The following is a 15,582-nucleotide window of genomic DNA, read 5'->3' as shown; positions in this document are numbered from 1 at the left end:
CATGGTTTCGATTCACGCTTGCTCCCTACACTCGGTCGCCCTCATGCAGTTGCACCTTACTTCGTTCGCTGTGGTCAGCTTACGGCGGACTTTCACCCGCAAGATTGCGCCCATGCTGGGCGCACACAAAAAAGGGCGACCGAAGTCGCCCTTTTTTATGGTCTGACAGAACTTAGTTCTGTTTTTCCATTTGTGCACGCAACAGGTCGCCCAGAGTGGTAGGACCAGCAGCGATGCTATCCGAAGGCTTGTCTTTCAAGCTTTGGATGGCTTCTTTCTCTTCAGCATCGTCTTTCGACTTGATGGAGAGCTGGATTACACGGCTCTTGCGGTCAACGCTGATGATCTTGGCTTCTACTTCCTGGCCTTCTTTCAGAACGTTACGCGCGTCTTCAACGCGGTCACGGCTGATTTCGGAGGCTTTCAGAGTCGCTTCGATATCGTCGGCCAGAGTGATGATGGCGCCTTTAGCGTCAACTTCTTTCACGATGCCTTTAACGATGGCGCCTTTGTCGTTCTCTTGAACGTACTCGGAGAACGGATCGCTTTCCAGTTGCTTGATACCCAGGGAGATGCGCTCGCGCTCTGGGTCAACCGACAGGATAACGGTGTCCAGCTCGTCGCCCTTCTTGAAGCGGCGAACGGCTTCTTCGCCCACTTCGTTCCAGGAGATGTCGGACAGGTGAACCAGACCGTCGATGCCGCCGTCCAGACCAATGAAGATACCGAAATCGGTGATCGACTTGATGGTGCCGGAGATTTTATCGCCCTTGTTGAACTGGCCAGAGAAATCTTCCCATGGGTTAGATTTGCACTGCTTGATGCCGAGGGAGATACGACGACGCTCTTCGTCGATGTCCAGAACCATGACTTCCACTTCGTCGCCGACTTGTACGACTTTCGAAGGGTGGATGTTCTTGTTGGTCCAGTCCATTTCGGAAACGTGTACCAGGCCTTCAACGCCTTCTTCCAGCTCAGCGAAGCAGCCGTAGTCGGTCAGGTTGGTTACACGAGCGGTAACGCGAGTGCTTTCTGGGTAACGGGCTTTGATAGCAACCCATGGATCTTCGCCCAGCTGCTTGAGGCCCAGGGAAACACGATTGCGTTCGCGATCGTACTTCAGAACCTTGACATCGATCTCATCGCCAACGTTGACGATTTCGGAAGGATGCTTGATACGCTTCCAAGCCATGTCGGTAATGTGCAGCAGGCCATCGACGCCACCCAGATCGACGAATGCGCCGTAATCGGTGAGGTTCTTGACGATACCTTTGACTTGTTGGCCTTCCTGCAGGGATTCCAGCAGAGCTTCACGCTCGGCGGAGTTCTCGGCTTCGAGGACGCTGCGACGGGAAACGACAACGTTGTTGCGTTTCTGGTCGAGTTTGATGACCTTGAATTCCAGCTCTTTGCCTTCCAGGTGCGTGGTGTCGCGCACTGGACGGACGTCAACCAGAGAACCTGGCAGGAACGCACGGATGCCGTTAACGTCGACAGTGAAGCCGCCTTTAACCTTACCGTTGATAACGCCCTTGACCACTTCTTCGGCTGCGAAGGCTGCTTCCAGAACAATCCAGCATTCAGCGCGCTTGGCTTTTTCACGGGACAGCTTGGTTTCACCGAAGCCGTCTTCAACCGAGTCCAGAGCAACGTGAACTTCGTCACCGACGTTGATGTTCAGCTCGCCAGCATCGTTGTAGAACTGCTCAAGCGGGATGAGTGCTTCAGACTTCAGGCCAGCGTGAACGGTTACCCAGCGAGCCTGGTAATCGATATCAACGATAACACCGGTGATGATGGAGCCTGCCTGAAGGTTCAGGGTTTTTAGGCTTTCTTCAAAGAGTTCCGCAAAGCTTTCGCTCATTTTAATTCCTGTTGATAAGGGCGAAGAATACGCCCATCTCCACACCCCAGACGGTGTGGGTTAGTTTCATATGAAAGAAACACCGCAGGACTATGACTGGTCCCCTGCAGCTTTCTTGGTCACCCGGCGATATCGCGAATGGCGATCTCGCTCATGATGCGTTCCAGCACCTGATCGATGGACAACTCCGTGGAATCCAGCTGTATCGCGTCGGCCGCCGGTTTGAGCGGGGCTACTGCGCGCTGGGTGTCACGCTCATCGCGCGCACGTATCTCATCTAGCAGACTCGACAGACTAACACCATCGACTTTGCCCTTCAACTGCAAGTATCGACGGCGCGCACGCTCCTCGGCACTGGCAGTGAGGAATATCTTCAGTGGCGCGTCCGGAAAAACCACCGTACCCATGTCGCGACCATCGGCCACCAGACCCGGCGACTCCTGAAAGGCCCGCTGGCGCTGCAGCAGCGCTTCACGAACGGCGGGCAACGCAGCGACCTGCGAGGCACCCGAGCCGATACTTTCGGTACGGATGACATCGCTGACTTCGTCGCCTTCCAGAATGATGCGCTGCAGTTGACCGTCGGTCGCCGCGATGAATTGCACATCCAGATGAGCGGCAAGTTTTTTGAGCAATTCTTCGTTCGTCAGATCGACGCCGTGGTTATGCGCCGCGAATGCCAGCAATCGATAAAGTGCACCGGAATCCAGCAGGTTCCAGCCCAGGCGCTTGGCCAGCATCCCGGCAACAGTCCCCTTGCCAGAGCCGCTAGGCCCATCAATGGTTATAACCGGTGCGATGCTGATCACGACTGAGCCTCTTGTGCAACACGGATACCGACCTGCGCGCACAGCGCGAGGAAGTTCGGGAACGAGGTCGCGACGTTGGCGCAGTCATGGATGCGGATCGGTGCAGTGGCACGCAGCGAAGCCACGCTGAACGCCATGGCAATCCGGTGATCGCCGTGACCATGCACTTCACCGCCGCCGATCTGGCCGCCGTCGATGATGATACCGTCCGGGGTCGGCTCGCATTTGACGCCCAGTGCCAGCAAACCATCCGCCATGACCTGGATCCGGTCCGACTCCTTCACGCGCAGCTCTTCGGCGCCGCGCAGCACGGTGCGCCCTTCGGCACAGGCAGCGGCCACGAACAGCACCGGGAACTCGTCGATGGCCAGTGGAACCAGCGCCTCGGGGATCTCGATACCTTTGAGTTTAGCTGCCCGTACGCGCAGATCCGCTACCGGCTCGCCGCCCACTTCACGCTGGTTTTCCAGGGTGATGTCCGCACCCATCAGGCGCAGGATGTCGATCACGCCGGTACGGGTCGGGTTGATGCCGACGTGCTCGAGCACCAGCTCCGAACCTTCGGCAATCGACGCGGCTACAAGGAAGAACGCCGACGACGAGATGTCGCCCGGCACTTCAATGTGGGTCGCGGTCAGCTTGTGGCCGGACTCGACCGAGGCGGTCGCGCCATTGACGGTGACCGGGTAGCCGAAGCCGCGCAGCATGCGCTCGGTGTGGTCGCGAGTCGGTGCCGGCTCGGTGACGGTGGTCTTGCCTTCGGCATACAGACCCGCCAGCAACAGGCAGGATTTAACCTGGGCGCTGGCCATCGGCATGGTGTAAGTCAGGCCCTTGAGCTTGTTGCCGCCACGGATGGTCATCGGTGGACGACCTTCAGCAGCGGTCTCGATCACGGCGCCCATTTCGCGCAATGGATTGGCCACGCGATTCATCGGACGCTTGGACAGCGAGGCATCGCCGGTCAGCGTGCTATCGAAGCTCTGCGCAGCCAAAAGGCCAGACAGCAGACGCATCGAAGTACCGGAGTTGCCCAGATAGATCGGACCCGGCGCAGGCTTCAGGCCATGCAGGCCGACACCGTGGATGGTCACACGACCGTGGTGCGGACCTTCGATGACGACACCCATGTCGCGGAAAGCCTGCAAGGTTGCCAGAGCGTCTTCGCCCTCGAGGAAACCTTCCACTTCGGTGACGCCTTCGGCCAGGGAACCGAGCATGATCGAGCGGTGGGAAATCGATTTGTCGCCCGGTACACGAATCCGCCCAGTCAGGCGGCCACCAGGTTGTGCCAGGAAAATCAGATCGTTGGAATTCATAGCGTCCACATAGGCCCGGCGGGCCAGGATTTTACTGAAATGCTCGCGGGCAACCCGGGCGCGCGTGAACACGCCCAACAATTGGTGCCCATCCCCTGCATCGACCGCGTCGCGCAAGGCGTCGAGGTCGCTGCGAAATGTATCGAGTGTGCGCAGGACAGCTTCGCGGTTGGCGAGGAAGATGTCGTGCCACATGACCGGGTCGCTACCGGCGATTCTTGTGAAATCGCGGAAACCGCCCGCAGCGTAACGGAAGATCTCAAGATTTTCATTGCGTTTGGCCAACGAATCGACCAAACCGAACGCCAGCAAGTGCGGCAGATGGCTGGTCGCCGCCAACACTTCGTCATGACGCTCGACCTGCATGTGCTCGACGTCGGCGCCCAATTCGCGCCACAACCGGTCAACCACTGCCAGCGCTGCTGGATCGGTCTGATCCAGCGGCGTCAGAATCACTTTATGACGACGGAACAGTTCGGCATTGGAGGCTTCCACCCCGCTCTGCTCGGAACCGGCAATCGGATGCCCCGGCACGAAGCGGGCCGGCATGCCGCCAAACGCCTCGGTCGCCGCGCGCACCACATTGCCCTTGGCGCTACCGACGTCGGTCAGAATCGCCTGCCCCAGATCCATGCCCGCCAATAGCGCGAGCAGTTTCTCCATGGCCAGGATCGGCACCGCCAGTTGAATCACATCAGCGCCCTGGCAAGCCGCCGCCAGGTCTTCTTCGCAGCGATCCACCACGCCTAACTCGACCGCCAGCTTGCGCGACTGCGGGTCGAGATCGACCCCGACCACTTCGCGGCACAGACCGCTTTCACGCAGGCCTTTGGCAAACGAACCGCCGATCAAGCCCAGACCAACCACCACCAGGCGACCGATCATAGGTTGAGCAGATTGCAGTGCAGTGACATCAACCACGGGCCAAAACCTTGGTCAGCGCTTCGAGGAAGCGGCTGTTTTCTGCCGGCAAACCGATGGTGATACGCAGGTGGTTCGGCATCCCGTAGTTGGCCACCGGACGCACGATCACGCCTTCGCGCAGCAACCCCTCGAACACTGGTGCCGCAACGCGCCCCAGATCGACACAGATGAAGTTGCCTTTGGATGGAATCCAGCTCAACCCCAGCTCGCGGAAACCCGCTTGCAGCTGCTGCATGCCGGACTCGTTCAGGCGGCGACTTTCGGCCAGGTACTCGACATCTTGCAGCGCGGCACAAGCGGCGGCCAGTGCGAGGCTGTTGACGTTGAACGGCTGACGCACGCGGTTCAGCACATCGGCGACGATGGCCGAGGACAAGCCGTAACCGACCCGCAGCGACGCCAGACCATAAGCCTTGGAGAAGGTGCGCGAGACCAGCAGGTTCGGGTAGGCCGCCAGATAGTCCAGGCCATCCGGCAAGTCGCTGCCTTCGGCGTATTCGATGTAGGCCTCGTCCAGCACCACCAGCACATGGGCCGGCACGTCCTGCAGGAAATCATCCAGCGCCTGGGCGTCGAACCAGGTCCCGGTCGGGTTGTTCGGGTTAGCAATGAACACCACACGGGTATCGGCATCGATCGCGGCGAGCATGGCCGGCAGATCGTGGCCCCAGTCTTTGGCCGGGATCACTTTTGCCTGGGCACCAACGGCCTGAGTGACAATCGGATAGACCGCAAACGCATGGGCGCTGAATACCGCGTTCAGGCCTGGCGCCAGATAGGCACGCGCCACCAACTCCAGAATGTCGTTGGAGCCGTTGCCCAGCGTTACCTGGTTGAGCTCGACGCGGCACTGATCGGCCAGCAGGGTCTTGAGCGCAAAACCGTTGCCGTCCGGATAGCGGGTCAGCTCGGTCAGCGCTTCGCGAATCGCTGCCAATGCCTTGGGACTGGCGCCCAACGGGTTTTCGTTGCTCGCCAGTTTGACGATATTGGCCGGATCGAGGTTCAGCTCACGGGCCAGTTCGTCCACGGGCTTGCCCGGAACGTAAGGCGAAAGTTGTTGCACGCCCGGCTGTGCCAGAGCGAGGAAGTTGCCACTCATTTGCTACCGCCCTTAGAGAACTGCTTTCGGGTAGGAACCCAGCACTTTGAGTGCTACTGCTTCCTGACTGATCTTTTCCAGCACACCTTTGACCAGCGGGTCGCGATGGTGGCCGACGAAGTCGATGAAGAACACGTAGGTCCATTTACCGCTGCGCGACGGACGGGTCTCGATGCGTGTCAGGTCGATGCCGTTGTCATGGAACGGCACCAGCAGCTCGTGGAGCGCGCCGGGTTTGTTGCTCATGGAAACGATGATCGAAGTCTTGTCGTCGCCGGTCGGCGGTACTTCCTGGCTGCCAATCATCAGGAATCGCGTGGAGTTGTCCGGACGATCCTCGATTTTTTCGGCCAGACGAGTCAACCCGTACAGACCGGCGGCCATGTCGCCGGCAATCGCCGCCGAGTTCCACTCACCCTTGACCCGCTTGGCCGCTTCGGCGTTGCTCGAAACCGCCACGCGCTCGACATTCGGGTAATGGGCGTCCAGCCACTTGCGGCACTGGGCCAGGGACTGGGCGTGGGAATAGATGCGGCTGATGCTGTCGGTCTTGGTGTTTTCACCCACCAACAGGTGATGGTGAATCCGCAGTTCGACTTCGCCGCAGATCACCATGTCGTGCTCGAGGAAGCTGTCGAGGGTGTGGTTGACCGCACCCTCGGTGGAGTTCTCCACCGGAACCACGCCAAAGTTCACCGCACCGGCCGCGACTTCACGGAACACTTCGTCGATCGCTGCCATCGGCTTGCTGATCACTGCGTGGCCGAAGTGCTTCATGGCCGCCGCTTGGGTGAAGGTGCCTTCAGGGCCGAGGTAAGCCACTTTCAGCGGCTGCTCGAGGGCCAGGCACGAGGACATGATTTCGCGGAACAGCCGCGCCATCTCTTCGTTGCCCAGCGGCCCCTGGTTACGCTCCATTACACGCTTGAGCACCTGGGCTTCACGCTCAGGACGATAGAACACCGGCACTTCGCCTTCGGCCAGCGAGGCCATCTTTACTCGCGCAACTTCCTGGGCGCAACGTGCGCGCTCACTGATCAGCTCCAGGACTTTTTCGTCCAGAGCATCAATGCGCAGGCGCAGTGCCTTGAGTTCTTGCTCAGACATTAGCCGTGTTCCTTCTCGAACTCTGCCATGTACGAAACCAGTGCGTTGACCGCAACGATATCGACGGCGTTATAGATGGAGGCACGCATGCCGCCCACGGAACGGTGGCCCTTGAGGTTCAGCAGACCGCGTTCGTCGGCACCGGCCAGGAACGGCTTGTCGAGACGATCGTCGGCCAGACGGAACGGCACGTTCATCCACGAGCGGTCCGACTTGTTGATCGGGTTGCTGTACATGCCGCTGGCGTCGATGAAGTCATACAGCGTGCGCTGCTTGACTTCATTGAGCTTGCCGATGGCTTCGACACCACCCTGCTCTTTCAGCCACTCGAACACCAGACCGGACAAGTACCAGGCCAGGGTTGGCGGGGTGTTGTACATCGAGCCGTTATCGGCCGCGACCTTGTAGTTGAGCATGGTCGGGCAAATGGAACGGGCGTGACCCAGCAGGTCTTCGCGAACGATGTTCACGACAACGCCGCTCGGGCCGATGTTTTTCTGGGCACCGGCGTAGATCATGCCGAAGCGCGAAACATCCACCGGACGCGAAAGAATGTCCGAGGACATGTCGGCGACCAGCGGCACATCACCGGTTTCCGGAATCCATTGGAATTCCAGGCCGCCAATGGTTTCGTTTGGTGCGTAGTGAACGTAGGCCGCGTCTTTCGACAGCTTCCATTCGTTCTGGCCGGGGATGGCGAAATAGTCGTAAGGCTTGGCGGTGGCGGCAACGTTGACGTGACCGTAGCGCGAGGCTTCTTCGATAGCTTTCTGCGACCAGATACCGGTGTCGATATAGTCGGCGGTGCCGCTTTCCGGCAACAGGTTCAGAGGAATCTGAGCAAATTGCTGGCTCGCGCCACCTTGCAGAAACAGCACTTTATAGTTCGAGGGGATATTCAGAAGATCACGCAGATCCTGCTCGGCCTTGGTGGCAATGGACACGAACTCATCGCTGCGATGGCTCATTTCCATGACCGACAAGCCCTTGCCGTGCCAATCAAGGAGTTCACCCTGGGCGCGTTTCAGGACAGCTTCGGGAAGCGCCGCAGGACCGGCACAGAAGTTATAGGCTCTCTTGCTCACATCCAATCTCGCTCTGATTTGGTGGTATCACGCAATAAATCACAACAACAATCGATACCGGCCCCTGCTGAAGCAAGTTTTTTGTGGGAGCTGGCTTGCCTGCGATTGCATCACCGCGGTGCTCAAGACCCACCGCGGCGCCTGCATCGCGGGCAAGCCCGGCTCCCACAAAAACCCTTCACACAGGATCTTCGTGGGTGTCGATATTTTCAATAGGACAAACAACAAGGGGGCGAATCTTCATCCGCCCCCCCCCTGCTTGCCCGCTTACTCTTGCGGCTCTTCGTCAGCGGCGGCGTCGAGTTGCTGGTCTTCGACAACGTCGTCGATCACGACTTCACCGTCGAACACTGCACCCTCTTCACCTTCGAGGCCTTCGCCTTCCAGCTCTTCGCCTTCGACTTCCGACGGCTCTTGAACCCGCTCCAGGCCTACCAGCGTTTCATCGCTGGCCAGCTTGATCAAGGTTACGCCCTGGGTGTTACGACCCAGGCTGGAGACTTCGTCGACACGGGTACGAACCAAGGTCCCCTGGTCGGAAATCAGCATGATTTCCTCGCCGTCGAGCACCTGGACTGCGCCGACCAGACGGCCGTTACGCTCGTTGCTGACCATGGCGATAACGCCCTGACCGCCACGCTTGTACTCTGGGAACTCGGTGATCGCGGTGCGCTTGCCGAAACCACGCGCCGAAGCGGTGAGGATCTGGCTGCCTTCTTCCGGGATCAGCATGGAAATCAGCTTCTGGCCTTCCGGCAGACGCATACCGCGGACACCGCGAGCGGTACGGCCCATGGCGCGAACGTCGGTTTCCTTGAAGCGAGTGACCTTGCCGCCGTCGGAGAACAGCATGACCTCACGCTCGCCATCGGTAATGGCGGCAGAGATCAGTACGTCGCCTTCGTCCAGCTCCAGCGCGATCAGGCCGACGCTGCGTTGACGACTGAAGGATTCCAGCGGGGTCTTCTTCACGGTGCCTTTGGCAGTGGCCATGAAGATGAAGTGACCTTCGGTGTATTCCTCGACCGGCAGCATGGTGGTGATGTATTCATCACTGTCCAGCGGCAACAGGTTGACCAGCGGACGACCACGGGCAGCGCGGGACGCTTCCGGGATTTCGTAGGTTTTCAGCCAGTACACTTTGCCTTTGCTGGAGAACAGCAGCAGCGTGGTGTGGCTGTTGGCGACCAGCAGGTGAGCGATGTAATCCTCATCCTTGACGCCGGTGGCCGACTTGCCTTTACCGCCACGACGCTGAGCCTGGTACGCAGCCAATGGCTGGGTCTTGGCGTAGCCACCGTGGGAAATGGTCACGACGCGCTCTTCTTCCGGGATCATGTCGCCCAGGGTCAGGTCGAGACGGGCATCGAGAATCTCGGTGCGACGCACATCGCCATACTCGGCGCGGATCACTTCCAGCTCTTCGCGGATCACTTCCATCAGGCGCGTGGCGCTGCTGAGGATACGGATCAGCTCGCCGATCTGGTTGAGGATCTCTTGATACTCGGCCAGCAGCTTTTCGTGTTCCAGACCGGTCAGACGGTGCAGACGCAGTTCCAGAATGGCTTGCGCCTGTTCCGGCGACAGGAAGTACTTGCCGTCGCGCAGACCGTATTGCGGGTCCAGAGTCTCTGGACGGCACGAATCGGCGCCGGCACGTTCGACCATCGCGACAACGGCGGAAGATTCCCAGGCCGTGCTGATCAGCGCTTCCTTGGCTTCCGACGGCGTTGGCGAGGCCTTGATCAGGGCGATGACCGGGTCGATGTTCGACAGGGCAACCGCTTGACCTTCCAGAATGTGGCCACGTTCGCGCGCTTTACGCAGCTCGAACACGGTACGACGGGTAACCACTTCACGACGGTGACGAACGAACGCTTCCAGCAGGTCCTTGAGGTTCAGGATCCGCGGACGGCCGTCGATCAGCGCAACGATGTTGATACCAAACACCGCTTGCAGCTGGGTCTGGGCGTAGAGGTTGTTGAGGATCACCTCAGGCACTTCACCGCGACGCAATTCGATCACGACGCGCATACCGTCCTTGTCGGACTCGTCGCGCAGTTCGGTGATGCCTTCGAGCTTCTTCTCTTTGACCAGCTCGGCGATCTTCTCGATCAGACGCGCCTTGTTCAGCTGGTAAGGGAGTTCGGTGATGACGATCTGCTGACGACCACCGACCTTGTCGATGTCTTCGATCATCGAGCGGGCACGCATGTAAATGCGCCCGCGACCGGTGCGGTAGGCTTCTATGATGCCGGCGCGACCGTTGATGATCGCGGCGGTCGGGAAGTCCGGACCGGGGATGTATTGCATCAGCTCATCGACGGTCAGTTCCGGGTTGTCGATGAGTGCCAGGCAACCGTCGATGACTTCACCGAGGTTGTGCGGCGGGATGTTGGTCGCCATGCCCACGGCGATACCGCTGGAGCCGTTGACCAGCAGGTTGGGAATACGGGTCGGCATGACCGCCGGGATCATTTCGGTGCCGTCGTAGTTCGGCACCCAGTCCACGGTTTCTTTGTGCAGGTCAGCGAGCAGCTCGTGCGCCAGCTTGGTCATGCGCACTTCGGTGTATCGCATGGCCGCGGCGTTGTCGCCGTCCACCGAACCGAAGTTGCCCTGACCGTCTACCAGCAGGTAACGCAGCGAGAATGGCTGCGCCATCCGAACGATGGTGTCGTACACCGCGGTATCACCGTGAGGGTGATACTTACCGATCACGTCACCGACAACACGGGCAGATTTCTTGTACGGCTTGTTGAAGTCGTTGCCCAGCTCGCTCATCGCGAACAGCACACGCCGGTGCACGGGCTTCAAGCCATCGCGCGCATCCGGCAGTGCCCGCCCGACAATCACGCTCATCGCGTAGTCGAGGTAGGACTGCTTCAGCTCGTCTTCGATATTGACCGGGAGGATTTCTTTGGCCAGTTCGCCCATGAGAAGCCTGATTCCTTTTTCTGGTGAAACTTCGTCACATCCATATGGGACGAACGAAGCTCGCCGATGCAGACTGAGTGCCATGCACCGACTTACGACAAATCAACGAGTTATGCCATGGATCTGCGCAGTAAAGGCAGCCACATCAGGCTACCCTGGAAACCGCCGAATGTTATCACAAGAGCCGCCACGCACCTATCCCCCAGATGCGCATGGAGCATAGTTAGTTGACCGGTGACAGGCTTGAAGGAGACGAGAGGGGCTTAGAGGCTTGATGAATGCAGATTTCAGGCTCAATTCAGGCTGTTTTGTTGACTTTGCGGACCTAATCGCGGGCAAGCCCGCTCCCACAGGGTTCTGTAGCGCTCACAAAACCTGTGGGAGCGGGCTTGCCCGCGATAGCGATTGATCAGGCACCAGAGATCATCAATGCAGACGCTTACGGCACATCAACTGCGCCATTTTCGCGGTATCCGGCCGTTCGACGATGCCTTTTTCGGTGACGATTACATCAATCAGGTCAGCCGGGGTCACATCGAACACCGGGTTGAACGCATCGACATCCGCCCCGAGCCGCTTGCCACCGACTTCCAGCAACTCGCGACCATCGCGCTCTTCGATGGGAATCTCGTCGCCACTGGCCAGGTTCATGTCGATGGTCGAACTCGGCGCCACCACCATGAAACGCACGCCGTGGTGCATGGCGTTGACCGCCAATTGGTAGGTGCCGATCTTGTTCGCCACATCACCATTGGCGGTGATGCGGTCAGCACCGACGATCACCCAGGTCACACCCTTGGTTTTCATGATGTGCGCGGCGGCGGAATCGACATTGAGGGTCACTGGAATGCCTTCATTGGCCAATTCCCATGCGGTCAATCGCGAACCCTGCAGCCATGGGCGGGTTTCGTCGGCGTAGACGCGCTCGACCATGCCTTCGATGAACGCCCCGCGAATCACCCCCAGTGCCGTGCCGAAGCCGCCGGTGGCCAGTGCGCCGGTGTTGCAGTGCGTGAGGATCGCCTGGGCGTTGCCCTGATGCTTGCGGATCAAGTCCACGCCCAACTGAGCCATGGTCAGGTTGGCTTCGCGATCACTTTCATGGATGGCGATGGCTTCTGCCTCCAGCGCCGCCAGAGGGTCTGCGTCATCCTTGAGGCGGTCCAGACGGTCGCGCATACGACTCAAGGCCCAGAACAGATTAACCGCTGTTGGACGGGAATCGGCCAGTAACGCGTAATCCTCTTCCCACGCAGCCTGCCAGTCACCACCCTCGGCAATTCGGGCGCGGGCTGATAGCACCATGGCATACGCCGCACTGATGCCAATGGCCGGCGCGCCGCGCACCACCATTGAGCAAATGGCCTCGGCCACGCCCGCAGCGCTGGTGTAGGCGATCCAGGTTTGCTCGAATGGCAAAATACGCTGATCCAGCAGATACAGGGCGCCATCACGCCAATCGATGGCTTTCACCTTCTCCGCAGCCAACAGTCGATCGCGCATCCACTTACCCCGCACTCATGAACAAAAGCCGTCGATTATAGCGATCCCCCCGTGAAGACGCTCGGGTATACTTCGCCATCCTTTACAAAAGCACTGGAACCGACTTTCGATGCCGACCCCCACCGCTGCGCTCGACCTGTTGTTGCTGCCGACCTGGCTGGTACCTGTCGAACCGGCTGGCGTGGTCCTTAAAGAGCACGCCCTGGGCATCCGCGACGGTCGTATCGTATTTATCGGCCCGCGCGCAGCAGCCTTGAAGTTTAACGCAACCGAAGTCCGCGAATTGCCGGACATGCTGCTCAGCCCCGGCCTGATCAATGCCCACGGGCATGCGGCAATGACGCTGTTCCGCGGCCTGGCCGACGATCTGCCCTTGATGACCTGGCTGGAAAACCACATCTGGCCGGCCGAAGCCAAGTGGGTCGACGAGGCTTTTGTACGCGATGGCACTGACTTGGCCATCGCCGAGCAGATCAAAGGCGGCATCACCTGTTTCTCCGACATGTATTTCTTCCCGAAGGTCGCCAGCGAACGCGTACATAACAGCGGTATTCGCGCCCAGATCGCCATTCCGATCCTCGATTTCCCGATCCCAGGCGCCGCCACGGCGGATGAAGCCATTCGTCAGGGCGTTGAATTATTCGGTGATCTCAAGCATCACGAGCGGATCAAAGTCACCTTTGGGCCCCATGCACCCTACACCGTGGGCGACGAAACCCTGGAAAAAATCCGGGTGATCGCCGAAGAACTGGACGCCTCGATTCATATGCACGTCCATGAAACCGCTTTCGAAGTGCAGCAGTCGGTCGAGCAGTGCGGCGAACGCCCGTTGGCCCGCCTCGGTCGCCTGGGCCTGCTCGGGCCGCGCCTGCAGGCCGTTCACATGACCCAGATCAGCGATGAAGACCTGATGCTGCTGGTAGAAAGTAACACCCATGTGATTCATTGCCCCGAGTCGAACCTGAAACTGGCCAGCGGTTTCTGCCCGGTCGAGCGTTTGTGGCGGGCCGGGGTCAACGTGGCGGTCGGCACCGATGGCTCGGCCAGCAATAATGACCTCGACCTGCTCGGCGAAACCCGCACCGCTGCGTTGCTGGCCAAGGCCGTCGCCGGCTCGGCCACGGCGCTGGACGCCCATCGCGCCCTGCGCATGGCCACGCTCAATGGCGCCCGTGCGCTGGGCATCGAAGCTGAAACGGGTTCGCTGGAAGTCGGTAAAGCGGCGGACATCGTCGCGTTCGACCTGTCGGGCCTGGCGCAGCAACCAGTCTACGATCCGGTTTCGCAACTGATCTATGCCACGGGCCGCGACTGCGTGAAACATCTTTGGGTCGCCGGCAAGCAACTGCTCGACGACCGCCGCCTGACCCGCCTGGATGAAGCACAGCTGTGCGCCACCGCCAAGGCCTGGGGCCAGCGCATCAGCGGCCATACCGAATCGTAAGCACCGAATTGTAAGCACCCTGGACCAAAACCGGGGCAACAGGATTTTTCAAGTTTTAGAGGACTGACACCATGAGCAACGTCGACTACGCCGAAATCGCCAAATTCGAAGCCCTGGCCCATCGCTGGTGGGACCGCGAAAGCGAGTTCAAACCGCTGCACGACATCAATCCGCTACGAGTCAACTGGATCGACGAGCGGGTCCATCTGGCCGGCAAGAAAGTCCTCGACGTCGGTTGCGGCGGCGGCATCCTCAGCGAAGCCATGGCCCAGCGCGGCGCGACCGTGATGGGCATCGACATGGGCGAAGCGCCGCTGGCCGTCGCTCAACTGCATCAGCTGGAATCCGGCGTGAGCGTCGAGTACCGGCAGATCACCGCCGAAGCCCTGGCTGAAGAAATGCCCGAGCAATTCGACGTGGTCACCTGCCTGGAAATGCTTGAACACGTGCCAGATCCGTCGTCAGTGATCCGCGCCTGTTTCAAGATGGTCAAACCGGGCGGCCAGGTGTTCTTCTCCACCATCAACCGCAACCCGAAGGCCTATCTGTTCGCCATCGTCGGCGCCGAATACATCATGAAGTTGCTGCCGCGCGGCACACACGACTTCAAGAAATTCATTCGCCCGTCGGAGCTTGGCGCCTGGAGCCGCATGGCCGGCCTGACCGTCAAGGACATCATCGGCCTGACCTACAATCCATTGACCAAGCATTACAAACTGGCGGCCGATGTGGACGTCAACTACATGATCCAGACCCTGCGCGAGGAGTAAGCCGATGCGTATCAGAGCAGTTCTTTTCGACATGGACGGCACCCTGCTCGACACCGCGCCGGATTTCATCGCCATCTGCCAGGCGATGCGCGCTGATCGTGGTTTGCCGCCAATCAACACTCAACACATCCGTGATGAAATATCCGGCGGCGCCAAAGCGATGGTCGCCGCAAACTTTTCCATGGACCCGGAATCGCCGGGGTTCGAGGAACTGCGTCAGGAGTTCCTCGACCGCTACCTCGAGGGTTGCGCGGTCCACAGCCATCTGTTCGACGGCATGGCCCAGGTACTGGAAAAAATCGAAAAGGCCAACCTGATCTGGGGCGTGGTCACCAATAAGCCGGTACGTTTCGCCGAGCCGATCATGCAGCAGTTGGGCCTGGCCGACCGTTCGAAAGTGCTGATTTGCCCCGATCATGTGAAGAACAGCAAACCGGATCCGGAGCCGTTGATCCTGGCGTGCAAGATGCTCGACCTGGACCCGGCCAGCGTGCTGTTTGTCGGCGATGACCTGCGGGACATCGAGTCCGGTCGCGATGCCGGCACCAAAACCTGCGCGGTGACCTACGGCTATATTCACCCGGACGATAACCCCAAGCACTGGGGCGCGGACGTAGTGATCGATCATCCGCTGGCGTTGCTCGAGGTGTTGGATAACGCTTTGTGCAGTTGCTGAACACAGAGGCTTTTGTGGCGAGGGAGCTTGCTCCCGCTGGGC

The 15,582-nt window shown here is 59.7% G+C and carries 11 protein-coding genes; 3 read left to right on the top strand and 8 right to left on the bottom strand.

Annotated elements, in window-relative coordinates; all coding sequences use genetic code 11:
• Nucleotides 1–172 precede the first annotated feature (172 nt).
• The 8 genes from rpsA to mtnA form a co-directional block, all read right to left on the bottom strand.
• Nucleotides 173–1,864 carry a 30S ribosomal protein S1 gene (rpsA, locus tag AB7M26_RS13290; RefSeq protein WP_007899744.1) on the bottom strand — a complete coding sequence of 564 codons (1,692 nt, stop codon included), beginning with the start codon at nucleotides 1,862–1,864 and terminating at the stop codon, nucleotides 173–175.
• A 119-nt stretch (nucleotides 1,865–1,983) separates the two neighbouring features.
• Nucleotides 1,984–2,673, bottom strand: coding sequence for a (d)CMP kinase (cmk, locus tag AB7M26_RS13285; RefSeq protein WP_008071616.1), 690 nt, complete (start codon nucleotides 2,671–2,673; stop codon nucleotides 1,984–1,986).
• The gene (locus AB7M26_RS13280; protein ID WP_259698659.1) at nucleotides 2,670–4,877 is read right to left on the bottom strand and encodes a bifunctional prephenate dehydrogenase/3-phosphoshikimate 1-carboxyvinyltransferase; all 2,208 of its coding nucleotides are present in this window, start codon (nucleotides 4,875–4,877) and stop codon (nucleotides 2,670–2,672) included. The genes cmk and AB7M26_RS13280 overlap by 4 nt, the downstream gene beginning before the upstream one ends.
• A 28-nt stretch (nucleotides 4,878–4,905) precedes the next feature.
• Nucleotides 4,906–6,018: a histidinol-phosphate transaminase gene (gene hisC / locus AB7M26_RS13275; protein ID WP_192344039.1), complete on the bottom strand. Its 1,113-nt coding sequence runs from the start codon at nucleotides 6,016–6,018 to the stop codon at nucleotides 4,906–4,908.
• Nucleotides 6,019–6,030: 12 nt separating this feature from the next.
• Complete coding sequence (gene pheA / locus AB7M26_RS13270; protein ID WP_007899727.1) at nucleotides 6,031–7,125, bottom strand: prephenate dehydratase; 1,095 nt, start codon at nucleotides 7,123–7,125, stop codon at nucleotides 6,031–6,033.
• On the bottom strand, nucleotides 7,125–8,210 hold the full coding sequence (serC, locus tag AB7M26_RS13265; RefSeq protein WP_401177609.1) for a 3-phosphoserine/phosphohydroxythreonine transaminase: 1,086 nt from the start codon (nucleotides 8,208–8,210) through the stop codon (nucleotides 7,125–7,127). The genes pheA and serC overlap by 1 nt, the downstream gene beginning before the upstream one ends.
• 267 nt (nucleotides 8,211–8,477) lie before the next feature.
• Nucleotides 8,478–11,147 (bottom strand): DNA gyrase subunit A, encoded by a 2,670-nt coding sequence (gene gyrA / locus AB7M26_RS13260; RefSeq protein ID WP_123494525.1) that lies wholly within the window; start codon nucleotides 11,145–11,147, stop codon nucleotides 8,478–8,480.
• 426 nt (nucleotides 11,148–11,573) lie between these two features.
• Nucleotides 11,574–12,650 (bottom strand): S-methyl-5-thioribose-1-phosphate isomerase, encoded by a 1,077-nt coding sequence (mtnA, locus tag AB7M26_RS13255; protein WP_429378545.1) that lies wholly within the window; start codon nucleotides 12,648–12,650, stop codon nucleotides 11,574–11,576.
• A gap of 109 nt (nucleotides 12,651–12,759) precedes the next feature.
• Between mtnA and AB7M26_RS13250 the strand changes: the two genes are divergently transcribed.
• From AB7M26_RS13250 to mupP, 3 genes are all read left to right on the top strand, one after another.
• Nucleotides 12,760–14,094, top strand: coding sequence for a TRZ/ATZ family hydrolase (locus AB7M26_RS13250; RefSeq protein WP_429441173.1), 1,335 nt, complete (start codon nucleotides 12,760–12,762; stop codon nucleotides 14,092–14,094).
• Between the two features lie 71 nt (nucleotides 14,095–14,165).
• Nucleotides 14,166–14,864 carry a bifunctional 2-polyprenyl-6-hydroxyphenol methylase/3-demethylubiquinol 3-O-methyltransferase UbiG gene (gene ubiG / locus AB7M26_RS13245; protein WP_007899720.1) on the top strand — a complete coding sequence of 233 codons (699 nt, stop codon included), beginning with the start codon at nucleotides 14,166–14,168 and terminating at the stop codon, nucleotides 14,862–14,864.
• Nucleotides 14,865–14,868: 4 nt separating this feature from the next.
• The gene (mupP, locus tag AB7M26_RS13240; protein WP_123494528.1) at nucleotides 14,869–15,540 is read left to right on the top strand and encodes an N-acetylmuramic acid 6-phosphate phosphatase MupP; all 672 of its coding nucleotides are present in this window, start codon (nucleotides 14,869–14,871) and stop codon (nucleotides 15,538–15,540) included.
• The last annotated feature ends 42 nt before the right edge of the window (nucleotides 15,541–15,582 follow it).

The sequence above is a fragment of the Pseudomonas sp. F-14 TE3482 genome (assembly GCF_053629455.1).
Note: the sequence above shows the minus strand (reverse complement) of the source record. Positions and strands in the feature narration are given on the sequence as shown.